Source organism: Massilia sp. Root351 (assembly GCF_001425045.1).
GTDB lineage: Bacteria > Pseudomonadota > Gammaproteobacteria > Burkholderiales > Burkholderiaceae_D > Rugamonas.
In genome coordinates this window covers 537164-561254 of the sequence record NZ_LMDJ01000001.1, presented here as the reverse complement: position 1 = coordinate 561254, position 24091 = coordinate 537164, and the positions used below count along the sequence as shown (strand labels likewise).

19 protein-coding genes are annotated in these 24091 nt (G+C 66.7%); 5 read left to right on the top strand and 14 right to left on the bottom strand.

From position 1 onward, the window contains the following. Positions 1-94 precede the first annotated feature (94 nt). Entirely contained in the window at positions 95-1117 is a 1023-nt protein-coding gene (locus tag ASD15_RS32850; protein ID WP_200953903.1) for a hypothetical protein, read from the top strand. Between the two features lie 528 nt (positions 1118-1645). Here the strand turns inward: ASD15_RS32850 and ASD15_RS02495 are convergent. Continuing rightward, entirely contained in the window at positions 1646-2536 is an 891-nt protein-coding gene (locus ASD15_RS02495; protein ID WP_057153148.1) for a LysR substrate-binding domain-containing protein, read from the bottom strand. 119 nt (positions 2537-2655) lie between these two features. Here ASD15_RS02495 and ASD15_RS02490 point away from each other — a divergent pair, with 119 nt between their 5' ends. Continuing rightward, positions 2656-3042, top strand: coding sequence for a RidA family protein (locus ASD15_RS02490; protein WP_057153147.1), 387 nt, complete (start codon positions 2656-2658; stop codon positions 3040-3042). On the opposite strand, the gene ASD15_RS02485 is transcribed toward ASD15_RS02490, so the two are convergent. From ASD15_RS02485 to ASD15_RS02440, 10 genes are all read right to left on the bottom strand, one after another. Next, positions 3039-4031 (bottom strand): Fic family protein, encoded by a 993-nt coding sequence (locus ASD15_RS02485; RefSeq protein ID WP_229418034.1) that lies wholly within the window; start codon positions 4029-4031, stop codon positions 3039-3041. The genes ASD15_RS02490 and ASD15_RS02485 overlap by 4 nt on opposite strands. A 392-nt stretch (positions 4032-4423) precedes the next feature. Beyond that, entirely contained in the window at positions 4424-5524 is a 1101-nt protein-coding gene (locus ASD15_RS02480) for a ribonucleotide-diphosphate reductase subunit beta (protein ID WP_200953902.1), read from the bottom strand. A gap of 68 nt (positions 5525-5592) precedes the next feature. Next, positions 5593-8523, bottom strand: a complete 2931-nt coding sequence (locus ASD15_RS02475; protein WP_057153145.1) for a ribonucleoside-diphosphate reductase subunit alpha — start codon at positions 8521-8523, stop codon at positions 5593-5595. 412 nt (positions 8524-8935) lie between these two features. Then, the gene (locus tag ASD15_RS02470; RefSeq protein ID WP_057153144.1) at positions 8936-10507 is read right to left on the bottom strand and encodes a sigma-54 dependent transcriptional regulator; all 1572 of its coding nucleotides are present in this window, start codon (positions 10505-10507) and stop codon (positions 8936-8938) included. 28 nt (positions 10508-10535) lie between these two features. Next, positions 10536-12221, bottom strand: a complete 1686-nt coding sequence (locus tag ASD15_RS02465) for a PAS domain-containing sensor histidine kinase (protein ID WP_057153143.1) — start codon at positions 12219-12221, stop codon at positions 10536-10538. A gap of 2 nt (positions 12222-12223) precedes the next feature. Continuing rightward, positions 12224-12565, bottom strand: a complete 342-nt coding sequence (locus ASD15_RS02460) for a PP0621 family protein (protein ID WP_057153142.1) — start codon at positions 12563-12565, stop codon at positions 12224-12226. Beyond that, positions 12562-13365, bottom strand: a complete 804-nt coding sequence (locus ASD15_RS02455) for an inner membrane protein YpjD (RefSeq protein ID WP_057153141.1) — start codon at positions 13363-13365, stop codon at positions 12562-12564. The genes ASD15_RS02460 and ASD15_RS02455 overlap by 4 nt, the downstream gene beginning before the upstream one ends. Positions 13366-13408: 43 nt before the next feature. Beyond that, the gene (locus ASD15_RS02450) at positions 13409-14200 is read right to left on the bottom strand and encodes an ABC transporter ATP-binding protein (protein WP_057153140.1); all 792 of its coding nucleotides are present in this window, start codon (positions 14198-14200) and stop codon (positions 13409-13411) included. Beyond that, a complete protein-coding gene (locus tag ASD15_RS02445; protein WP_057153139.1) occupies positions 14200-15039 on the bottom strand; it encodes an ABC transporter permease in 840 nt (279 codons plus the stop codon). The genes ASD15_RS02450 and ASD15_RS02445 overlap by 1 nt, the downstream gene beginning before the upstream one ends. Positions 15040-15048: 9 nt before the next feature. Beyond that, entirely contained in the window at positions 15049-16026 is a 978-nt protein-coding gene (locus ASD15_RS02440) for an ABC transporter substrate-binding protein (RefSeq protein ID WP_057153138.1), read from the bottom strand. 197 nt (positions 16027-16223) lie between these two features. Between ASD15_RS02440 and ASD15_RS02435 the strand changes: the two genes are divergently transcribed. The 3 genes from ASD15_RS02435 to ASD15_RS31500 all read left to right on the top strand — a co-directional run bounded on the left by ASD15_RS02435 (position 16224) and on the right by ASD15_RS31500 (position 20434). Continuing rightward, a complete protein-coding gene (locus ASD15_RS02435; RefSeq protein ID WP_057153137.1) occupies positions 16224-18413 on the top strand; it encodes a hypothetical protein in 2190 nt (729 codons plus the stop codon). A 77-nt stretch (positions 18414-18490) separates the two neighbouring features. Then, positions 18491-19858, top strand: coding sequence for a signal recognition particle protein (gene ffh / locus ASD15_RS02430; RefSeq protein ID WP_057153663.1), 1368 nt, complete (start codon positions 18491-18493; stop codon positions 19856-19858). 192 nt (positions 19859-20050) lie between these two features. Further along, entirely contained in the window at positions 20051-20434 is a 384-nt protein-coding gene (locus ASD15_RS31500; protein ID WP_082551499.1) for an SWIB/MDM2 domain-containing protein, read from the top strand. A gap of 86 nt (positions 20435-20520) precedes the next feature. Here the strand turns inward: ASD15_RS31500 and ASD15_RS02420 are convergent, their stop codons facing one another. Genes ASD15_RS02420 through ASD15_RS02410 form a run of 3 tightly spaced genes read right to left on the bottom strand, consistent with a single transcriptional unit; the run spans position 20521 to position 24068 of the window. After that, positions 20521-21918 (bottom strand): alkaline phosphatase, encoded by a 1398-nt coding sequence (locus tag ASD15_RS02420; RefSeq protein WP_057153136.1) that lies wholly within the window; start codon positions 21916-21918, stop codon positions 20521-20523. Between the two features lie 14 nt (positions 21919-21932). Next, the gene (locus ASD15_RS02415; protein WP_057153135.1) at positions 21933-23402 is read right to left on the bottom strand and encodes an alkaline phosphatase; all 1470 of its coding nucleotides are present in this window, start codon (positions 23400-23402) and stop codon (positions 21933-21935) included. 57 nt (positions 23403-23459) lie between these two features. Next, the gene (locus ASD15_RS02410; RefSeq protein WP_057153659.1) at positions 23460-24068 is read right to left on the bottom strand and encodes a lytic transglycosylase domain-containing protein; all 609 of its coding nucleotides are present in this window, start codon (positions 24066-24068) and stop codon (positions 23460-23462) included. Between the last annotated feature and the right edge of the window lie 23 nt (positions 24069-24091).

Below are 24091 nucleotides of genomic sequence, written 5' to 3'. Positions count from 1 at the left end.
GGCGGCTACTGGAGCGGGTGCGGCCGGCGCGGCAGCAGCGGCCGGCGCTGCTGCGGGAGCAGCAGGCGCGGCTACTGGCTTGGCAGCTGCCGGCTTGGCAGCTGCCTTAACGGCCTTTTTTGCTGCTGGCTTGGCGACGCCTTTCGCCGCAGGCTTGGCTGCTGCTTTGGCCGCAGGCTTGGCGGCAGGCTTGGCAGCGGCTTTAGCGGCCGGCTTGGCTGCAGGTTTCGCGGCTGGCTTGGCGGCTGGTTTAGCAGCAGCTTTGGCGGCCGGCTTGGCTGCAGGTTTCGCGGCAGCTTTTTTCGCAGCCGGTTTAGCTGCAGGCTTGGCGGCAGTTTTCTTGGCAGCTGGTTTAGCGGCAGCTTTGGCGGCCGGTTTGGCAGCAGCTTTCTTGGCAGCTGGTTTGGCAGCGGCTTTTTTCGCAGCTGGTTTAGCGGCTGGCTTGGCGGCGGCCTTCTTCGCTGCTGGCTTGGCTGCTGGCTTAGCAGCGGCTTTCTTGGCAACTGGCTTAGCTGCTGGCTTAGCTGCGGCTTTCTTCGCCGCTGGTTTGGCGGCTGGCTTAGCGGCGGCTTTCTTCGCTACCGGCTTGACTGCTGCTTTCGCTGCTGGCTTGGCTGCTGGCTTGGCTGCAGCTTTTTTCGCTACTGGCTTCGCTGCGGCTTTCTTCGCTACCGGCTTGGCTGCGGCTTTCTTGGCTGCTGGTTTCGCTGCCGGCTTGGCTGCTGCCTTAGCGGCTGGCTTGGCTGCCGGTTTCGCGGCGGCTTTCTTCGCTGCTGGTTTAGCAGCCGGTTTAGCGGCAGCTTTCACCGCTGGCTTGGCTGCCGGCTTGGCGGCGGCCTTCTTAGCGGCTGGTTTGGCGGCAGCGGCTGGTTTAGCCGCTGGTTTCTTTACTTCTTTCTTTGCTTTTGCTGTAGCCATTTTGGTCTCTCCTTCATCTAGAGATGAGAATTACGCACAAGATTTAAACCCGTCCGGCCCCCTGGCCAGGCGAATTATTCATCGGCGCAAACGACGGTTTGCGCTAATGAATTCGGCACCAGCTGAACTGCTGCAACTCCTCACGTTTGCAGCGCTTCAGCCCTGGCGTCGCCGTTCACTTGAACGGCCGACGCACTAAATCTTGTTGCGATGTTCGCGGGTCGCGGGCGTGCGCTCAGCTCCGGTCGTCCCCATCGCAGCCACATCGCGTTTTGATTTTCGAAGAAAAAACCGCCCGACCTGAGTCGTTCTCAGGCAAGGCGGTCATCGAAAAAACGGTGTGGTCTTGTGCATACTCGTGCGTGTTCGTATCCCATTTTGTTGATCGTTTTGCGGGGCCGCGCGGTTCAAAAAACCGCACAAAAAAAATCACGCAAATTCAATCTCGTAAAGTACACGAAAACCTTGTCGGTGCGCAACCGGCACAACTCACTTTCGCACTCTTTTTTGCACGTTAGGCGCGCTATCGCACATTAGTTCGTCAAATGAAGACACTGCACAGCGATTTTCGGCGCTCCGATCACGCCGATGCGCGCGCGCGAATTCGAAAAGTGCGCGCGCATTTTTTCGGTGCGCGGGCAAGGAAGCCTTGTGCGCGCAGGCGCACTTCGACGCGCAGTTTTGGCGTATGGACGCGCGCGGTTTTGGGTGCGCCGGCGCGCGCCGGTCAGTGCGCGCCGAAGTGCTCGCGCACCCAATGGCGCAACACCGTCGTGGCCGGCCGCGCCGACGCGCGCGCGCTGTACACCAGGTCGTAGCGGAAGCTCTCGAGCGACAACTCGAACGGCTGCACCAGCACGCCGGCCGCGAGCTCCTCCTCCACCAAAGTGAGACTCAGCAAGCCGATGCCCTGGCCGGCGATGGTCGCCTGCACCGCGTGCAGTTCCTCGCTGAAGGAGACGCCGGTGTCGGCGTCGATGCCGGCCGCGCCGGCGGCCGACAACCACTGGCGCCACTCGACCGCGCGCTCGTCGCCGCGCACCGCGTCGCCCCACTCGAAGTGGATCAGGGTGGCGCGGCGCAGCTCGCGCATGCTGCGGATGTTGAGCAGCGGACTGCACACGGGCGCGAAGCGGTCCTCGAACAAGTGCTCGACCAGCAGGCCGGGATACAGGCCGCTGCCGTAGCGGATGGCCGCGTCGGCATCGGCGTCGAGGTCCACCAGTTCGTTGGAGGCGTCCAGGCGCAGCGTCCAGTCGGGGTAAGCGTCGCGGAAGGCGCCGGCGCGGGTGGCCAGCCGGCGCGCCATGAAGGCCACCGTCGACGACAGCCGCGCCACCTGCGCGCCCTGCGCGCGCACCAGCTGCTCGATGGCGCGCTCGATGCTGTCGAAGCCGTCGCGCAAGGTGGGGAACAGCTGGCGCCCGGCGGCGGTCAGGGTGACGCGGCGCGGACCGCGCTCGAACAGCGCCACGCCGATGGCCTGCTCCAGGTGCTTGATCTGGTGGCTGACGGCGGTGGGCGTGACGTTCAGCTCCTCGGCAGCGTCCTTGAAGCTGAGGCGGCGCGCGGCCGCTTCGAACACGCGCAGGGCGCCGATGGCAGGCAGTTTTCTCATGCTGTCGATGGCTTAGTTTTTCTCATCTATCGAATGAGGAATGATCGTTTGCCGCCATGGAGCGGCGTTCGCATAATGGGCTTCGATTCATTTTAACTCAGTCATTGAAAGGATTCGCCATGCAGCTTGAACAGATCCACACCACGCCCGACCCGTACGCGCCCTACCTGCTGTCGCAGGCGATCCGCGCCGGCGGGCTGCTCTATATATCCGGCCAGGCCGGCGTGGGCGACGACGGCGCCATCGTCGGCGCGGACGATTTCGACGCGCAAGCCGCGCAGGCTTTCCGCAACCTGGAGCGGGTGCTGCTGGCCGGCGGCTCAAGCTTGCAGCGCGTCATCAAGGTGACCATCTACCTGACGTCGATGCGGCACTTCGGCAAGATCGTCGAGCTGCGGCGCCAGTGGTTCGCGCCGCCCTACCCGGCCGACACCATCGTGGAAGTGGCGGCGCTGTACGCGCCGGAGGCGATGATAGAGGTCGAGGCGATCGCCGCCGCCGGCTAGTTCAGCGACGGCGGGATGAAGCCCTGCTCGCCCAGCGCCTTGACCACGCCGCGCAGCAGATAGCTGGAAGTGAAGGACAGCGAGTACTGCCGCGCGCCCCCGTGGATGGGCTGCAGCATCTTCCGATCCACCAGCTTTCTGAGCTGGTAGGTGCGCTGCGCGTCGCTGAGCGCAGGCAGACTGGGGGCGAGGTCGGCCGACTTGGCGGTCTTCAGCTTCATCACGGTCAGCAGCACGGCGTGTTCGTCCGCAGTGATGAGACCGCGCTCGCGCGACACGGCCAGCGCCGGGACGAGGATTTTTTCCTGGAAGTAGCTGTAGTCGGCGAGGCGGTCGACCTTGCGCAACTCGTCCAGGATGCCTTGCAGGACGTAGATGCACCAGCCTTCCAGTGCGGCGTCGTGGCCCAGGTCGGCGAGGGCCAGCATCTCATAATAGTGGTCGCGGTCGTTGCAGAACACGGCGGTCGGGTTAAGCACGCGGCCCCCTTCGCGCACGTTGTAGCCGTACTTAATTAGCAGCGCATAGGTCAGGAGGCGGACCACGCGGCCATTGCCGTTGCCGAAGGGATGTATCCAGGCGAAGCGGTGATGGGCAGTCGCCACTTTGATGAGGTCGTATTTCGGCGGTGCGCCGTGGTTGATAAAGGCGATCAGTTCCTGCATATAGGCTGGCACTTGGAGCGGTGGCGGCGGCAGGTGGCGGGACTGGGCGATCCGTACCGGCTCGCTACGATAGGCGCCGGGGTTGCGGTCGCCCTCTCTAGTCAGACCAAGCACCGCCATGCTATGCAACTCGCGCACGAAGCGCTCGCTGATCGGGCCGCCTGGTTCGACGGTCCGCTCTATATATTGCATGGCGTCTTCTATATTAGATATCTCGCGCAGCTGGTCGCTGTCCTGCGTGCGGCCTTCGACGGCCGACTCTACATAGTCTGCCAACGTGGTGTGGTTGCCCTCGATGCGCGCCGAGCCCAGGCTCTCAAGCATGTGGAAGATTTGCTTGAGCTGGAGAAAAACCGGCGCTGGCGTGCTGCCGACGATCTGCAGGCGGCGCAGCTGCTCCAGCCGTCAACACGTCGACCAGCGACGAATCGAAGGAAGGATTCAGCAGCTTGAGGTCGGCGTGGCGGAACTCCGGCATGATGATTATCTGAAATGGGCGATTCAGCTATCTTAAAAAACCAGAAAAATTCTGAATCAAATCAAACGGCTATCACCATCACTCTAGATCATCATCTTGAATTTGCCACCGGATTATCTGGAATCACTCGTCCGGCAGCATCCAATTCGACATGTTAGGCAGAGGGGCTGCGTGGGCTCACCCCTCACCCATAAAAAAACCCGGCGCGTGGCCGGGTTCCTGGTGACGCAGAAACGGATCAGTCCCAGTTCAGGGCGCCGCCGGTCTGGTATTCGGTCACGCGGGTTTCGAAGAAGTTGCGTTCCTTCTTCAGGTCGATCATCTCGCTCATCCACGGGAATGGATTCTCAGGCTGGTCGAACAGCGTTTCCAGGCCGATCTGGGTGGCGCGGCGGTTGGCGATGAAGCGCAGGTAGCCCTTGAACATGGCCGCGTTCAGGCCCAGCACGCCGCGTGGCATGGTGTCCTCGGCGTAGGCGTACTCCAGCTCCACGGCCTTCAGGAACAGGCCCTTGATCTCTTCCTTGAAAGCTGGCGTCCACAGCAGCGGATTTTCCATCTTGATGGTGTTGATCAGGTCGATGCCGAAATTGCAATGCATCGATTCGTCGCGCAGGATGTACTGGTACTGCTCGGCAGCGCCCATCATCTTGTTCTGGCGGCCCAGCGCCAGGATCTGGGTGAAGCCGACGTAGAAGAACAGGCCTTCCATCAGGCAGGCGAACACGATCAGCGACTTGAGCAGCTTCTGGTCGTTTTCCACGGTGCCGGTGGTGAAGGCCGGGTCGGTCAGCGTGTTGATGAACGGAATCAGGAACTCGTCCTTGTCGCGGATCGACTTCACTTCGTTGTAGGCGTTGAAGATTTCCTGCTCGTCCAGGCCCAGCGACTCCACGATGTACTGGTAGGCGTGGGTGTGGATGGCTTCCTCGAAGGCCTGGCGCAGCAGGTACTGGCGGCATTCCGGCGCCGTGATGTGGCGGTAGGTGCCCAGCACGATGTTGTTGGCGGCCAGCGAGTCGGCGGTGACGAAAAAGCCCAGGTTGCGCTTCACCAGGCGGCGCTCGTCTTCGGACAGGCCGTTCGGGTTCTTCCACAGCTCGATGTCGCGCTGCATGTTTACTTCCTGCGGCATCCAGTGGTTGGCGCAGCCGGCCAGGTATTTGTCCCAGGCCCATTTGTACTTGAACGGCACCAGCTGGTTGACGTCGGTCTGGCCGTTGATGACGCGCTTGTCGTCGGCGTTCACGCGGCGGGCGATCTGCTCGGCGGTGCCTTCGGCGTTGAGTGGTGCTTGGGGTTGCGCGGCTGGCGCAGTGTCTTCGTCCCAGGACAGCATGATATTTCCTTCTTGAATTAACGACGGAACCGCGCCATCGGGCGCGGTCTTCCTAACTTCCTATTGTATTACTGGCAGGCTTCGCATTCCTCGAAACCATCGTCACCCGGACGCAGGTAGCAGGCGGCGCCGTCTTCCACGGCGGCGGCCGATGCCGCGGCGGCGGCAGCGGCAGGGGCCGCAGCGGCGATGGCGCTGGCCGACATGCCGCCGTCCACGGCCACCGCGTTCAGCGCGCCGGTCTTGGAGGTCGATTTCTCCATGTGGGTGGCGGCGATGGTGCGCAGGTAGTAGGTGGTCTTCAGGCCGCGCAGCCAGGCCAGCTTGTAGGTCTCGTCCAGCTTCTTGCCCGAGGCGCCGGCCATGTAGATGTTCAGCGACTGGGCCTGGTCGATCCACTTCTGGCGGCGGGAAGCCGCTTCCACCAGCCAGCTCGGCGAGACTTCAAACGCGGTGGCGTAGATGTCGCGCAGGTCTTGCGGCACGCGGTCGATCTTGGTCAGCGAACCGTCGAAGTACTTCAGGTCGGCGATCATGACCTCGTCCCACAGGTCGCGCGCCTTCAGGTCGCGCACCAGGTAGGAGTTGATCTCGGTGAACTCGCCCGACAGGTTGGACTTCACGTACAGGTTCTGGAACGTTGGCTCGATGCAAGCGGACACGCCGATGATGTTCGAGATGGTGGCGGTCGGAGCGATCGCCACGCAGTTCGAGTTGCGCATGCCGAACTTCTTGATGCGCTCGCGCACCGGGGTCCAGTCCATGGCCGCCGAGCGGTCCTGCTCCAGGTAGCCGCCGCGCTCTTCGGCCAGCAGCGCGATCGAGTCCTGCGGCAAGATGCCGCGGTCCCACAGCGAACCCTTGTACGATTCATAGTGGCCGCGCTCTTCGGCCAGCTCGGTCGAAGCCAGGTAGGCGTAGTAGCACACCGCTTCCATCGAGGTATCGGCGAAGTTCACGCATTCCTGCGACGAGAACGGCACGCGCATCATGTGCAGGCAGTCCTGGAAGCCCATCACGCCCAGGCCCACCGGACGGTGGCGCATGTTGGCGTTGCGGGCCTTGTCCACGGCGTAGTAGTTGATGTCGATCACGTTGTCGAGCATGCGCATCGCGGTGCGGATGGTCTTTTGCAGCTTCACGTGGTCCAGCTTGCCCTCTTTCATATGGGCCGGCAGGTTCACCGAACCCAGGTTGCAGACGGCGATTTCGTCCGGGCCGGTGTTCAGGGTGATCTCGGTGCACAGGTTGGACGAGTGCACCACGCCCACGTGCGACTGCGGCGAACGGATGTTGCACGGATCCTTGAAGGTGATCCATGGGTGGCCGGTTTCGAACAGCATCGACAGCATCTTGCGCCACAGGTCCAGCGCGGCGATCTTCTTGAACACGCGGATTTCGCCGGCGGCGGCCTTGGCTTCGTAGCCGGTGTAGGCCAGTTCGAAGGCTTTGCCCACCTTGTCGTGCAGGTCCGGCGTTTCGGACGGCGAGAACAGGGTCCACTCGCCCTTTTCCATCACGCGCTTCATGAACAGGTCGGGAATCCAGTTGGCCGTGTTCATGTCGTGGGTGCGGCGGCGGTCGTCGCCGGTGTTCTTGCGCAGGTCGAGGAATTCCTCGATGTCCATGTGCCAGGTTTCCAGGTAGGCGCACACCGCGCCCTTGCGCTTGCCGCCCTGGTTGACCGCCACGGCGGTGTCGTTGACCACTTTCAGGAACGGCACCACGCCTTGCGATTTGCCGTTGGTGCCCTTGATGTGGGCGCCCAGCGCGCGCACCGGGGTCCAGTCGTTGCCCAGGCCGCCGGCGAACTTGGCCAGCAGCGCGTTTTCCTTGATGGCGTCGTAGATGCCTTCCAGGTCGTCCGACACGGTGGTCAGGTAGCACGACGACAACTGCGAACGCAGGGTGCCCGAGTTGAACAGGGTTGGCGTCGAGCTCATGAAGTCGAAGGTCGACAACAGGTTGTAGAACTCGATGGCGCGCGCTTCGCGGTTCTCTTCGCGCAGCGACAGGCCCATGGCCACGCGCATGTAGAACGCCTGCGGCATCTCGATGCGCACTTCGCGCACGTGCAGGAAGTAGCGGTCATACAGGGTCTGCAGGCCGATGTAGCCGAACTGCAGGTCGCGGTCGGCCACCAGGGCCTTGGCCAGCTTGGCCAGGTCGAACTTGGCCAGCTCGGCGTCCAGCAGCTCGTTCTCGATGCCCTTGGCGATGTACTGCGGGAAATAGGTAATGTACTCGGCGGCAGCCTTGGCTTGCGGCACTTCATGGCCGAACACTTCCTTGCGGATGGTGTGCAGCAGGATGCGGGCCGTCACTTGCGAGTAGGCCGGGTCTTTTTCCATCAGCGCGCGGGCGGCCAGGATGGCGGACTTGTGCAGTTCCTCGACCGGAACGCCGTCGTACAGGTTTTTCACGGTCTCGGCCAGGATGGCGTCCGCGTCCACGTGCTTTTCCAGGCCGGAGCAGGCTGCGTTGATCAGGTCGCGCACTTCCTGCATCACCAGCGGACGGCGCACGCCGTTCTCGGTCACGCTCAGTTCAGGCTCGGCGGCGGCGGCGGTGCCGGCGGCGTCCTTCTTGGCGCGGCGCTCTTCCATGTGCTTGGCGCGGTACAGCACATAGGCGCGCGCCACGTCGTGCTGGCCCGAGCGCATCAGCGCCAGTTCCACCTGGTCCTGCACGTCTTCAATATGGAAGGTGCCGCCGGACGGCTGGCGGCGCACCAGCGCCGACACCACGCTGTTGGTCAACTCTTCGACGATTTCACGTACGCTGGCAGAGGCGGCGCTCTGGCCGCCGTGCACGGCCAGGAAAGCCTTGGTCATGGCGACATTGATCTTGGACGGTTCGAACGCCACCACCGCGCCGTTGCGGCGGATGATGCGGTAATCGCCCAGCGCGCTGGCTGCCGTGGCCAGGCCGCTGACGGCGCCCGCCGATGCCGGCGCTTGTGGCGCCACTTGGTTCGTGATGTCTTGAGTTGATTGCATTTAAGCTCCCGAAATAGCAGTGTGTTGCCAGCGTGATTTGATAATAAAGTTCGTCAATTGCTCTAGAGTATCTTTGAGCGATTGCCAAGATTTAGTACTACATCTAGTGAACGGACCAAATTTAGACACTAATTGTAGTTAGCCTGCCTGGGCAAGACAAGGGAAAATTGGCGCAAAAACGGCAATTTTTCTATTGACATTTAGCGACGCCCGAAGCCCCGGGCCGGAGCCGGATAGCAAGCACTAACGCCGCGTTTGGCGCACCGTTTCGCGCTGCCTTATCCTTGGGCAGCCGGGCCGGCGCGGCCGTATATTGCACTGGCGAAAACACAACATTGCCGCTTGCGCCAGCCGCCGGCACCCTGGCCGGAACCGGGCGGCGGGGCAGCATTATAGTCTACCCGGCACGGTCCTACCCTTCCGGCTCCTGGATGTTGAGCTTTTGCATCTGGTAGCGCAGCTGGCGGAAGCTGATGCCCAGCAGGCTGGCGGCCTGGGTACGGTTGTACTGGGTCTGCGCCAGCGCGCGCATGATGATGTCGCGCTCGACCTGGGCCAGGTAGTCGGGCAGGTTGCTCGGCAGCGCGTCCGGGGCGGCGGGCAGGCCGCCAGCCGCCGGCGCCGGTGTGGGCGCCGGCGCGGACGCGGCGGGTGCGGGTGCGGGCGGCGCGGGCAGGTGCATGTAGCCCTGCGGCGTGCCCGGCCCCTGCGGCGCGCCGGTGTCGTGGCGCAGCTCGGCCGGGGGCGGCAGGTAGCCGGGCGGCGCATCCGGGCTCTTGCCCACCTTGAGCGCCAGGTCGCGCACCTCGATCACGCCGTCGTTGGCGAAGGCCAGCGCGCGCTCCAGGATATTCTCCAGCTCGCGCACATTGCCGGGGAAGGCGTAGCCGCGCAGCGCTTCCAGCACGCCCGGCCCCAGCACCACGCGCTGCTCGAAAGTGCCCAGCCGGGCCAGGATGGCGTCGGTCAGCAGGCCCAGGTCGTCGGCCCGCTCGCGCAGCGGCGGCAAACTCAGCTCGATCACGTTAAGCCGGTAAAACAAGTCCTGCCGGAACGCGCCGCGCTCGACCAGCTGCTCCAGGTTCTTGTGGGTGGCGCTGATGATGCGCACGTCCACGGCCTCCTCGGCGGTGGCGCCGATCTTGCGCACGCGCCGCTCCTGGATCGCGCGCAGCAGCTTGACTTGCATGGCCAGCGGCAGGTCGGCCACCTCATCGAGCATCAGGGTGCCGCCGTTGGCGGCCTGGAAAAACCCGTCGCGCTCGTCGGCCGCGCCGGTGAAAGCGCCCTTGCGGTAGCCGAAGAATTCGGCCTCCATCAGCGCCTCGGGAATCGCGCCGCAGTTGACGGCGATGAAGGGCTTGCCGGCGCGCGAGCTTTGCGCGTGGATCTCGCGCGCGGCCAGCTCCTTGCCGCTGCCGGACTCGCCGTTGATGGCGATCGGCGCCATCGAGCGCGCCAGGCGCGCGATCTGCGCGCGCAGCGCCTGCATCACGGCCGAGTCGCCCTTGAGCCGGCTCGGCGCGCGCGGCGCCGCGTCCGCCGCCCCGGCCGCCGGTGCGTTCAGCCGCAGCGCCGACTGCACCATCACGCGCAGCTGGTCCAGTGCCACCGGCTTGCTGATGTAGTCGAAGGCGCCCGCTTTAAGCGCCACCACCGCGTTGTCGGCGCTGCCGTAGGCCGTCACCACCGCGATCGGCGTATTGCGGAAGCTGGCCGACACTTCGCGCACCAGCTCCAGCCCCAGCCCGTCGGGCAGGCGCATATCGGTCAGCACCAGCGCGTAGGGCGCCGCGCCCTTGCCGTCCGCGCCCTCCCCTTGCGCCTGGGCCTGGGCTTGCGCCAGATAGGCGCGCGCCTGCGCCAGGTTTTCGGCACTGTCCACGTCCAGCCCCATCTTGAGCAGGGTAATTTCCAGCAGCTCGCGCAGGTCGGCTTCGTCGTCGACGACCAGCACGCGCGGGGAATTGCGGGGAGCACTCATGGGTGTCCTTCTCTATATAGTAGGTGGTTCAGGCGCCCGGCCTGGCAAACGTGATCACGAAACGGCCGCTGGACTGGCGGCTGCCGTCGGCCTGCACGCCCTGGTCGTAGCGGTATTCATAGTCCAGCATGGCCTCGTTATTCAAGCACAATTCGCGCGCCAGATACAGCCCCAGCCCGGTGCCCTTGCTGGAGGTGGTGTAGAACGGTTCGAACAGGTGGGCCCGCACCTCGGGCGAAATGCCGGGACCGTCGTCCTGCACGTGCAGCTCCAGGCCCGCGCCGCGCCCGCGCCCGCCCACCACGAACACCCGGATGCTGCCCGGCCGGCCGCTCGCGTAGCGCACCGCGTTGTTGAGCAGGTTGAGCACCACCTCGCGCAGGTGCAGCGCGTCGAAGCGCACCGTGGCCGCGCCGCCGCCCACCTCCAGCCGCACGATGCCCGGCGCCAGCGCGTGCGTGTCCAGGAACTCGGCGGCCAGCTCGGCGAGAAAGCCGGCCAGCGCCAGCGGCTCGCTGTGCGGCTGCACCTTGCGCGACAGCTGCAGGATGTCCTCCACCATGCGGTTCACGCGCGCCACGTTGTCGGCCACGATCTTGAGCAAGCGCGTGTGCACCGGCCCGGCCAGGTCCTCGCTCAGCAGCGAGGTGGCATGGCCGATGGCCGACAGCGGGTTGCGCACCTCGTGCGCGATACTGGCCGTGAGCCGTCCCATCGAGGCCAGCTTCAAGTCCTGCGCCTGGTTTTCGATGGCCGTCACGTCCTGCAGGAAGATCACGCTGCGCTCCACGTCCAGGCCGTCGGCCTCGACCGGCGCGAAGCGCACCTTCAAATGCGCGGCCAGTTCGCGCCGCGCGCTCCAGGCCGCCGTCACGTCCTGCAGCGCCGGGTCGGTGTAGGGCTTGATGGTCAGGAACGCCGTGGCCTGCAGCGGGTCGGCGCGCCAGTCGCGGTAGGCGCGCGCCAGCGGCGCCAGTGCCGGCGCCGACGCCAGGTCGAACTGCGCGTCGCCGGCCAGGCCCAGCATTTGCTGCGCGGCCGGGTTGCCGGCCACCACCTGGCCGCCGGCGTCGACCACCACGATGCCGTCGCTCATGTGCGACATCACCAGCCGGTTGACCGCCTGCTGCACGCCGATCTCCACCCCGCGCCGCGCCGCCAGCTCTTCCTGGCCGATCAGCTTGGCCGCCATGCGGTTGACCACCAGCACCGCCGCCAGGAAGGCCGCGCCGAACAGGCCGGACTGCAGCAAGGTGCTGTCGGCGTCCTGCACCACCGTCTGCCATAGCGCCGTGCCCAGCATGAACAGCGCCACCAGCGAGGCCGAGAACAGCGCCAGCACCAGCGGCGCCAGGATGGCCAGGCCGGCCAGCGGGAACAGGTAGAGGATGGCCAGGCCGCTGCGGGCGCCGCCGGCGCCCAGGTAGAGCAGGGAAATCAGGGCCAGGTCGCAGGCGATTTGCAGCAGCAGCTGGGCCAGGAAGCGGCGCCGCACCTTGCTGGTGAGCACCGCGAAGCCCAGCGCCAGCAGCAGGTAGGCCGCGCACACCTGGGCGTACATCAGCGAACCGGCGCCGCGCAGGCCGCGCGTATCGACGCTCAGGTAGGCCAGCAGCACCAGCGCGATCACCACCCGGGTGCCGTTCAGGGTTTGCAGCGAGCGCCAGAAGGTGTCGCGCGACGCGGCCGTCAGCGCTTGCAGGCGCGCCGTCACTGTCAGGGCGCCGGCTGCTCGGCGTGGGCCTGGCTGCAGAAATCGCGGCCGCCGCGCTGCACCGCCTCGGACGCCGGGAAGAACACCCCGCAGTGCGCGCAGCTGAGCATGGTTTCCGCCTCGGCCACGGCGCGCGCGCGCGCCTGCGCCTGGGGCGAGCCGGCCTGGCGCGCCCGCTCCTGGGCCAGCGCCTCGGCTTCGGCGGCCGCGCGCGCGGCGGCCATGCGCGCCGCTTGCTGCGGGTCGGTGCGCATCTGCTGGGCGCGCGCGGCCGCGCGCAGCTTGCTGCGGATCGCCGCCACCACCAGGAAAATCAGCGCCAGCCAGAACAAAATACGTGTCATGCCATACCTCGATGCAAAACCACTTCCAGGACAAAACGGCTGCCGACATAGGCCAGCAGCAGAGTGGCGAAACCGGCCAGGGTGAAACTGAGCGCCGTCTTGCCGCGCCAGCCGCGGAAGTGGCGGCCCGCCAGCAGCGCCGCGAACAGCAGCCAGGACAGCAGGGTGAAGACCGACTTGTGGTCCCACTTGAGCGCCTTGCCGAACAGTTCCTCGGAGAATACGATGCCCGACAGCACGGTCAGGCTGAGCAGCACGAAGCCGAAGGCGATCAGGCGGAACAGCAGCTTTTCCATGGTCAGCAGCGCCGGCAGCTGGTCCAGCGCGGCCGACAGGAAGCCGGCGCGCTGGCCGCGCGTGTGCAGGCGCGATTCCTGCAGCGCCATCAGCACCGCGTGGAAGGCGGCGATGGTCAAGGTGCTGTAGGCCAGCGTGGCCACCGCGATGTGCCAGCCCAGCATGCGGGCGTTGCCGTCCAGCGCCACCAGCGCGCCGGGGAAGGCGGCCTGCAGCAGCACCGCCAGCGCCGCGTTCGGCATGACGATGCGGCGCAAGCCGTCCAGCGCGAAATTGCGGTTTTCCAGCCAGTAGGCGCCCACCGAGATCCACAGCGCCGACGACAGCATGGCGGCAAAGCCGATGCGCAGCGAACCGGGCGCCGACACCGCCAGCCACAGGCTGGCCCCGTGCAGCAGCCAGGCCGCCGCCGTGGCGGCCGAGATCAGGCCGGCCCGGCGCGGCGGCAGGACGGCACACACTATATACAGCAACGCGGCTGCGATCAGAAAATAAGTCTGCATGGGGATAAGTTTACACTAAGCGGGCGCGCCGCATGCCCGCCCGCTAATCGACCGCCGCCATGCGCAGCTCGTCGTGGTGGTGGCGCTGCTGTTCCTCCATCACCAGCTGGCCCAGTTCGCGCTTGAGGGCGTTGAACTCGGGCGCGGCCGGGTCGCGCCCGCGCGGCAGGTCCACCGCCAGGTCGCGCTTGACGGTGCCGGGCCGGTAGGTCATGACCACGATGCGGTCGGCCAGGTAGATGGCCTCCTCGATGCTGTGGGTGACGAAGATGATGGTCTTTTTCAGCTCGGACCAGATGCGCAGCAGCTCGTCCTGCAGGTTGCGCCGCGTCAGCGCGTCCAGTGCGCCGAACGGCTCGTCCATCAGCATGATGGGCGAATCGAGCGCCAGCACGCGGGCAATGGCCACGCGCTGGCGCATGCCGCCCGACAAATCCTTGGGGAAGCGGTTGCCGAAGTCGCCCAGCGACAGCATCTTGAGCAGCCGCGCCACGGTGGCGTCGATCTCGGCCTTGGGCAAGCCCTTGATCTGCAGGCCGAAGGCGACGTTGTCGGCCACCGTCATCCACGGAAACAGCGCATACTCCTGGAACACCATGCCGCGCTCCGGCCCCGGCGCCTCGACCGGCTTGCCATCCACCACGATCTGGCCGGACGACGGCGGCGCGAAGCCGGCCACTGCGTTGAGCAGGGTCGACTTGCCGCAGCCGGACGGCCCCAGCAGGCAGACGAACTGGCCTTGCGGGATCGCCAGCTCGATGTCCTGCAGCGCCACCACGTCGCGCTCGGCGGTCTTGAACACCTTGCTCACCTTGGAAATCTGTATCTGTGCCATCAGTGCTCCAGTCCCCGGTGCCAGCGCAGCAGGTGGTTGTTGAGGCGGTTCATGCCGACGTCGATCGCCAGGCCCAGCATGCCGATGGTGATCATGCCGGCAATGATCTTGTCGGACCAGAAATACTCGCGCGCCTCCAGGATGCGGAAGCCCAGGCCGTTGTTGACGGCGATCATTTCCGACACGATGACCACGATGAAGGCGGTGCCGATGCCGATGCGCACGCCCGACAGGATGTAGGGCACGGCGGCCGGCAGCATCACGCGCAGGAACATGGTCGAGCCGGAGGCGCCCAGATTGCGCGCCGCCCGGATATAGATGCTGTCGACCTGGCGCACGCCGGCGATGGTGTTCATCAAGACCGGGAAAAAGGCGCCCAGCGCGATCAGGAACACGGCCGGCGGGTTGCCCAGCCCGAACCACAGGATGGACAGCGGGATGTAGGCGATGGGCGGAATCGGGCGCAGCAGCTGGACCAGCGGGTTCATCCACGCATACACGCGCGGGCTGGCCCCCATCGACAGGCCGAGCGGCAGTGCCAGGCCGGCGCCAATGACGAAGCCCACCACCACGCGGTACAAGCTGCCCAGCGAATCGTGGATCAGTTCGCCCGACAGCGCCCAGCGCAGCCAGCTGCCCTCGGCGTAGGGCTGCAGCGGCAGCAGGTAGGCGATCCACTTCTGCACCACCGCCAGCGGCGACGGCAGCACCTGCGGGTTGACCCAGCCCAGCATGGCCACCGCCTGCCACACCGCGATCACCGCGGCCGGCACCACCAGGCCCACGCCCACTTCGCGCCAGGCGACCGTGCCCAGGAATTTGCCCGTGCGTCGTGCCATGGCGCCCCCTTATTTGACGTTCAGGCTTTTCTTGGCCGCGTCCAGCAGGTCGGTCTTGACCCAGTCCCTGGCCACCGGCGGCTTGCTCATCTTGCCCACGCCGGTTTTCACCATGACATCGGTGGTGATCTGGATGTGCTCGGGCGTGATGTCGTAGGAATACGGCGAATTGCTGATCGCGTCCTGGAAGTCGTCGCTGCTGATCTGGCCCTTGAACACCACGTCGCGCACATACTTCTCGGCCACGGCCGGCTGGTCGATGAAGGTCTTGGTGGCCTCGACGAAGCAGCGCATGAACTTCTCGGCCAGCGGCCGCTTCTCCTTGTAGAATTTCTCCGTCATCACCATGGTGCGGATCGGCTCGCCGATCGGCGTGTCGTAGGGCTTCAGGATTTCCGTGCCGAAGCCCTTGTTGAGCGCCTGCGAGGACTGCGGCTCGGACTGCATCATGGCGTCGATGTTCTTGCCCAGCAGGGCCTGGTTCAAATCGGCGTAGGCCAGCAGCACCAGCTGCACGTCCTTGCCGGGCTGCTCGGACACGGTCAGCCCGGCCTGCTGCAGCTCGGCCAGCAGCAGCACTTCCTGGATGCCGCCGCGCGTCACGCCCACCCGCTTGCCTTTCAAATCCTTGACCGACTTGAGCTTCAGGTCGGCCCGCCCCACCAGCCGCGCGCCGCCCTTGGCGAAGCCGGCCACCACCACGATGGGCGCGCCGCCGGCGCGGCCCGAGATGGCCGCCTCGGACGCGGTGGTGCCCACGTCCAGCTCGCCGGCGATGATGGCCTGCATCACGTCCAGGCCCTTGGCGAACATGTGCTCCTCGACCTTGATGCCGCACTTGGGCGCGATCTCCTTGATATAGGAAACCGCCCCGTAGTGGGCGAACTTCAGGTTACCCAGCCGCACCACTTCCTGCGCCTGGGCCGCGCCGCACGCCGCCGCCAATGCTGCCACCGCCACCACCTTGCCGAACGAATTCAGTTTCATGCAGTCTCTCCTTGGGATTGTGGCCGGCGGCCAGCGTCATTGTGAACAGATCATACCAAGCAACATTGCGAAAAACAGCAAATATATTGCCTGCCGGCGCCGTTGTGACATTGTGCGCACATTGCCAGGGGCGCAATGGCGGACAATCTGCGGGAAAACGGTTTCTTGACATTGATACACAGACTAAAGGAAGCAATATGCCGCCCGATACCTTGCCAGCCGCGCCGCCGCGCCCTCCCTCCGCCCCGCACCTGGCCGCCCGGCTGCTTGCCGCCACGCTGGCCGCCGCGCTGGCTGGCTGCGGCGGCGGCGGCGGCGCATCGCCGGTGCCCCCGCCGGTGATCGCCCCGGCCACCGAACTGAGCGTCAGCGCGTCGGCCACCGGCGCCACTGCCGGCGGCGCGCCGGTGCAGCTGACGGCCAGCCTGAACGGTTCCGGCACGGTGGCCTGGGCGCTGGCCGCCGGCAGCCCGGGCGCCCTGAGCGCGGCCAGCGGCGCCAGCGTCAGCTACACCCCGCCGGCCAGCGCCGCCGTCAACGCGGCAGCCACCGTGACCATCGTCGCCACCAGCGGCAGCCTGAACAAGACCCTCACGCTGAGCCTGGCGCCGGACCCGGCCCGCCCCGGCCTGACCCTGGTGGCCGGCAACATCGGCAACGGCGGCGAGAACAACTGGCCGCGCGACGGCCTGGGCAGCGAGGCCCGCTTCTCCGGCATCGCCGGCATCGACGCGGACGCGGCCGGCAATGTCTACCTCGCCGACTACAGCCTGCAGAGCAGCCGGCTGCGCAAAATCACGCCGGACGGCGCCGTGAGCACGCTCAGCAACGGCGTGCGCGGCTTCGGCGACGGCCCGCTGGCGCAGGCCCGCTTTGAAGACCTGACCGGCCTCAGCGTGGCCGCCGACGGCAGCATCTATCTCGACGACTCAAGCCGCCACTTCGTGTCCAGCTCGGTCGACTCGTGGACCGGATGGACCCGCAAACTGGGCGCCGACGGCCATGTGTCCACCTTGGCCAGCTACGGCACCCGGCTGGGCATGCCGCCGCGGGCCAGCGCGCTGGCCGGCCGCGGCGGCGCGCTCTACCTGGTGGGCGACGACCGCATCAGCGTGCTCAAGGCCGACGGCAGCACCACGCTGCTGGCCGGCGGCAGCGACGGTACCGGCGCCGTGCCGGCCGACGTCGACGGCAGCGGCGCGGCGGCCCGCTTCGCCGGCCTGGGTGCGGTGGCGGCCGGGCGCGACGGCAACCTGTACGCGCTCACCTCGGCCGCGGTGCGCCGCATCACGCCGGCCGGCGAGGTCAGCACGCTGGCGCGGCTGGAACCGGTGCAGCTGGGCAGCGCCAGCGCGCGCCCCGCGCAGATCGGCGCCGACGCCGCCGGCAACGTGCTGGTGCTGTTCGCCGCCGCCGACCAGACCAGCTACCAGATCCGCAAACTCGGCGGCGGCGCGCTGGCCCCCTTGTATACAGTCGGCACGCCGCAAGGCAGCTATAAGACGGCCGCGCTGCACATGCGCGTGCTGGCCGACGGCGCCGTGCTGGTGGCCGGCCGGCACAGCGTGAGCCGCATCGGCGCCGACGGCAAGGCCGTGCTGCTGGCCGGCCTGGAAGACGACACGCTGCAGGCGGTCGACGGCCAGGGCGCGGCCGCGCGCTACGTGCACCCCGGCCTGCTGGCGGCCGACGCGAACGGCAACATCTACTCGGTGGAGCAGGCCGACGGCGCGCCGCGCACCGCGGTGATCCGCAAGACCACGCCGTCCGGTGCGGTCAGCACCTACGCCTCGGCCGAACTCAGCGTGCGCGTGACGGGCATGGCGGTCAATCCGGCCAGCCAGCTGCTGGTGACGGTGGCGCCGCTGGACGGCGCCGAAGGCGGCGGTCTCTACCGCGTCGAGGCCGGCAACAGCTTCACCCTGATCGCCGGCGTCCCGGGCAGCAATACCGCGCTGCCGCTGCAGCGCGACGGCACGGGGATCGCCGCGCGCTTCGGCCTTCCGGTGCTGGCCGGCATCGACAGCGCCGGCAACGTCTACCTCGAAGACCGCGTGCTCAAGAACAACTCCGGCACCAATGTGCGCATGGTCACGCCGCAGGGCGTGGTCAGCACCGTGGCCGCCCTGCCCGCCGGCCTGGGCGCGGCGCCGGACGGCAACCGCTACCGGACCGACCTGCAGGCCGGCGGCATCTTCCGCGTGGCGCCCGACGGCAGCCAGACCCTGGTGGCCGGCACGCCCGCGCTGCAACTGCAGCTGGGCACCGAACTGGGCGCGTTGCCCGGCCATTTGTCGCTGATCCGCAGCATCGTGCCGACCGGTCCCAACAGTTTCGCCGTGGCGTCGGGCTCGGCCATTGTGCGCCTGGTGCTGCCGCCGCGCTGAAGCGGCGCCCGGATAAGGTAAAATGGGCGCCTTTCCGGCCTGCCGCCGGACCATGCATATTAATTAGTAGGTTGACCATGCTAGACAATCTGACCCAGCGCCTTGCCAAGGTCGTCAAGACCATGCGCGGCGAGGCGCGCCTGACCGAAGCCAACACCGCCGAGATGCTGCGCGAAGTGCGCATGGCGCTGCTCGAGGCCGACGTCGCCCTGCCGGCCGTGCGCGAGTTCATCGCCAAGGTCAAGGAAAAAGCCCTCGGCGAAGAGGTGCTGTCCTCGCTCACGCCGGGCCAGGCCCTGGTGGGCGTGGTGCAGCGCGAGCTGGCCGCCCTGATGGGCGCCGACCTCGGTCCGGAAGCGTCGCAGCTGTCGTTCGCGCAGCAGCCGCCGGCCATCATCCTGATGGCCGGCCTGCAGGGTGTGGGTAAAACCACCACCGTCGGCAAGCTGGCCAAGTACCTGAAGGAAGAAAAGAAGAAGAAAGTGCTGACCGTCTCGGCCGACGTGTACCGTCCCGCCGCGATCGCCCAGCTGCAATCGGTGACCGGCCAGGTCGGCGCCGACTTCTTCCCCTCCACCGCGCAGGACAAGCCGGTCGACATCGCGCTGGCCGCGCTGGACTGGGCCAGGAAGCACTACCACGACGTGCTGATCATCGACACCGCCGGCCGCCTCGGCATCGACGAGGAGATGATGAAGGAAATCGCCGCCGTGCACGCGGCGGTGAAACCGATCGAAACCCTGTTCGTGGTCGACGCCATGCTGGGCCAGGACGCCATCAACACCGCCAAGGCCTTCAACGACGCGCTGCCGCTGACCGGCATCGTGCTGACGAAGCTGGACGGCGACTCGCGCGGCGGCGCCGCGCTGTCGGTGCGCCACGTGACGGGCAAGCCGATCAAGTTCGCCGGCGTGTCCGAAAAGCTGGACGGCCTGGAACCGTTCGACGCGGCCCGCATGGCCAGCCGCGTGCTGGGCATGGGCGACATCATGGCGCTGGTGGAAGAGGCGCGCAAAGGGGTGGACGCGAAAGCGGCCGCCGACCTGGCCGCCAAGGTCAAGTCGGGCGGCAAGTTCGACATGAACGACTTCAAGGCCCAGCTGGGCCAGATGAAGAAAATGGGCGGCATGGCCAGCCTGGTCGACAAGCTGCCGGCCCAGTTCCAGCAGGCCGCCGGCGGCGCCAACATGGACCAGGCCGACAAGCAGGTGCGCCGCATGGTGGGCATCATCGACTCGATGACGCCGGCCGAACGCGCCAAGCCGGAGCTGATCAAAGCCACCCGCAAGCGCCGCATCGCCGCCGGCGCCGGCGTGCAGGTGCAGGAAGTCAACCGCATGCTGAACCAGTTCGAGCAGATGCAGACCATGATGAAAAAGCTCTCGGGCGGCGGCATGATGAAGATGATGCGCTCGATGAAGGGCATGATGCCGGGCCTGCGCTAATCCGGTGCATCGCGGCAAAAAGGGGCCAGGGTTATTTAATTAACCCTGGCCCCTTTGCGCTTCCTTTGCCCTTGCGTGGCGTTTCCGAGAAAAAACACGAAAAACACTTGCATAGTCGGCAAATCCCCACCAATATTAGCCGTGCGATTGAATTGCGCAACTTTTCCCTGTGTTCGTTAAGGAGGCTCGAATATGGCAACAGCCAAGAAAACCCCAGCAGCACCAGCAAAGAAAGCAGCAGCAGCAAAGCCTGCGGCCAAAAAAGCAGCTCCGGCTAAAACCGCCGCCGCCAAACCTGCCGCCGCCAAGAAAGCCGCAGCACCTCGCAAGCCCAACGCCGCCTTCATGAAGGAACTGACCCCATCGGCTTCGCTGGCCGCCGTGGTAGGCGCCTCCCCGCTGCCGCGCACCGAAGTCACCAAGAAAGTGTGGGACTACATCAAGAAGCTGAATCTGCAAGACGCGGCCAACCGCCGCATGATCAATGCAGACGACAAGCTCAAAGCCGTCTTCGGCGGCAAAGCCCAAGTGTCCATGTTCGAAATGACCAAGCTGATCTCCGATCACTTGAAATAAGAGCCTGCGCGTGCGCAGCGCACACTAAAGCCCCCGTCGCACGCGCGGCCGGGGCCTTTTTTTTCGCCTCCCGCTTTTGCCCCGTCCTATTTGAAGCCGAACGCGGCCTTCATCAGATCGAACACCCTGGTGTTCTCCATGGTGCCCTTGAACGCCTGCGCGCCGGCGCCGGTGGCGTACAGCTTGACGTCGCCGCCGCCGTGCGTTTCACCCTTGATACGGATGCCCGTCTCCTGGTGGTAGTGGTCGCCCAGCGCGGTCTCGCTGGCCACGTCGGCGCGCTCGTTGGGCCGGTTCGGACCATTGCCGAAGGCCAGCGCGGTGTAGGTGCGGCCGTCGGCATCCCGCGCCGGCGTGCCGTCCGCGTTGCGCACGATGTCCAGGATGGGGTTGCCGCGCCGCGCGGTGCCGTTGAAGGCCAGCGTGTGGTCGTGGTCCGCCGTGATGACGATCAGCGTGTTGCGCAAGCCCGGATCGAGCAGCTGCATGCGGTCGATCGCGGTCTGGATGGCGTCGTCGAACGCCACCAGGTCCACCAGCGCGTGCTTGGCGTTCGAATCGTGCAGGCCGTGGTCGATCTTGCCGCCTTCGACCATCAGGAAGAAGCCTTCCGGCTTGGCCGACAGCAGCGTGATGGCCTTGGAGGTCATCTCCGACAGCGACGGCTGCGTGGCCGCCTCGCCTTTCGGATTGCGCGCGCCGCGCTCGAGCTCATAGGCCAGGTGGTCCTCCTTGGCATACAGGCCGATGAACTTCCGGCCCGGCTTGGCCGCTTCCATCTGGGTGCGGTCGGTGGCCACCGCGTAGCCGCGCGCGGCCAGTTCGGCCAGCAGGTCGCGGCCATCGGCGCGGCCCTTGGTGTTGTCGGCGCTGTAGGGCGTGAAGTGGTGGCGGCCGCCGCCCATCAGCACGTCCAGCCCGTCGCCCAGCGCCGGATTGTAGCCCGCGCCGCCCGGCACCGCCTGCACCGCGATGGCGTAGCCGCTGCTGCGGTGGCAGCTGTGCGCGTAGGTGGAGGCCGGCGTGGCGTGCGTCGCTTCGGTGGTGGTGACCGCGCCCACGGCCTTGCCGTGCGCCTTGGCCAGTTCCAGTATCGTCACAGCGGCCCGGCCGTTGCCGGCGGCGCAGGTGTCGATGGTGGGATTGCCGTGCGCGTCCTTCTTCGGCGCCATGGCCTTGGTGTCGGACGACATGGAGATCACTTCGTTCTGGATCTTCACGCCGGTCATGTAGGAGCCCATGGAGGGCGCGCTGTCGGTGGTTTGCGCGTCCTGCGAATAGGTCTTGATGCGCGCCACGCGCTCCAGGCGCTCGAACTTGAGCAGGCCTACTTCCTTGTACTGGTAGATGCGCGCGGCGGTGATGGCGGTCGGGCCCATGCCGTCGCCGAGGAAGAAGATGACGTTCTTCGCTTCGCCGGCGTGCACGTGGGCGGATGCGGCAGCGGCGGCCAGCAGCGCGGAGATGATCAGATTGCGTTTCATATTGTTGTTATCCTTTACCAGCCGGCTGCGTTCTTGATCAGCGTGTGCACCTGGGTGTTCTCGATCGTGCCGCGGAAGTCGGCCGCGCGCGCGCCGATGGCGCCCAGGTAGACGTCGGTGCCGCCATTGGTGGTGGCGCCCGGCGCCATGCGCACCGTCGCTTCCTGGCGGTAGTTCGGCTCCGTCACGATGGCGTCGCTCAGCAGCGAGCCGCCGGCGCGGCTGCCCTTGACCCGGTTCACGCCGTTGCCGTAGCCGATGATGGTGTAGGGCACGTCGTCCAGGTCCTTGTAGTATTTGCCGTCCGTGTACTTGCGCACCAGGCCCAGCACACCCGGTTCGGTGGCGGTGGTCTTGCCGGTGCGGATCGAATAGCCGTTCAGGATCAAGGTGCTGTCGCTGCTGGCGGTCATGACGATCAGGGTGCGCTTCAGGCCGGGGTCGATGGCCTGCATCTTGTCGATGGCCGTTTTCAGCGCGGCGTCCAGCGCCACGGTTTCATCGAGCGCGCGGCGCGCGGTCGATGCGCGCTGCGCCTGGCCGATCTGGCCGTTGCCCACCACCAGGAAGAAACCCTTGCCGCTCTTGGCCAGCAGGTCGATTGCGGCCGAGGTCATGGCCGGCAGCGAAGGCTCCTTGCCGTTCGCCGGCACGGCGGCGGAAGCGGTGGCGGACGGCGCGTGCAGCGCGCCATTGAACAGGCCGATCACGCGCTGGCCGGCGACCGCAGGCGCGGGCGATACGGCGGGCGCCGACGCTGCGAGCGCCGCCAGCGCGGCCGAGTCGGCCACTTGCGTGTAGCCCTGGCCGCGCAGTTCGGCCAGCAGGTCGCGGCCGTCGGCACGCTTGTGGAAGTGCTGGGCGCCGCCGCCCAGCACCAGGTCCAGGCCGCCCACCAACTGTTCGTTGTAGCCTGCGCCGCCCGGCACCAGCGCGGCGGCGATGTCCTCGCTGCGCGCGGCCTGGCAGGTGTGCGCGTAACCGGCCGCCGTCAGCGGATCGGTGACGCTGGCCGCGTTGACCACGCCGGCCGCCCAGCCGCGCTTGCGCGCCAGCTCCAGCAGCGTGGCTGGCGCGCGCGGCGCGGCGCCGCCGGCCGGCGCGCAACCGGTCACGGCCAGTTGGCCGTTGTTGGTCTTCACGCCCGTCATGTAGGCCGACATGGCGGCGGCCGTGTCGGTCACCTGCATATCGCTGGAATAGGTCTTTACGTAAGCCGACTCGGGCAGCGTGTCGATGGCCAGGTCGCCCGACTCGCCCACCGCGTAGTTGCGCGCGGCGGTGAGCGTGTTGAAGCCCATGCCGTCGCCGACCAGGAAGATGATGTGCTTGAGCGCCGTGGATGCAGCCGGCATGGCGGGCGGCACGGGCGCCTCGGCTTGCGGGCCTGGCTGCCGCGAGCCGGTGCCGGCGCAGCCGGACAGTGAAACTGCAATCGCGGTAATGGCAAGCCCTGCCGCCGCACGCTGAATCCGATTTTCCATGGCCCACCTTCAAGTTGCAAAGGCAGCCATCTTATCTGAAAACGGTGCTGTGGAGAATCAGATAGGCGGAGTGACTTTCCAGTTGTTCCAGGCCGCCAGCACGGCGTTCGGATAGTCGGGCCGGCCGCGCGAACCGTTGTAGCGGCCCAGCGCCAGGAACAGGTTGCCGCGCTCCATGTCGATGTACATGCGCAGGATGGCGCAGCCGTAGCGCAGATTGGTCTGCATGTTGAACAGCTTGCGGCGGTCGCGGTCGCCGATCACATTGGTCCAGAACGGCATCACCTGCATGTAGCCGCGCGCGCCCACCACCGACACCGCGTATTTGCGGTAGGCCGACTCCACCTGGATCAGCCCCAGCACCAGCCCCGGCTCCAGCCCGGCGCGGCGCGCCTCGTACCACGCCGTTTCCAGGAACTCGGTGCGCAGCTGTTCGTCGGGCAGCTTGCGCTTCAGGCGCGCCGACATCTGCGCCAGCCACAGTTCATAGCGCTGGCGGTCGGCCGCGTTGGAAAAAGAGGGCTTGGGCGGACGGGCGTCCAGGATGGCGTTCGACAGCGCCAGCCGCACCGAGTCGGCCAGCGCTTCTTCCTGCTGGTTGCCGGCAAAGCCGAACGGCGCGCTCAGCACGCCGGTCGAGAACGCCAGCACGTGCCACCAGCGCAGCGGGCGGGCCCAGAACCGGCGCC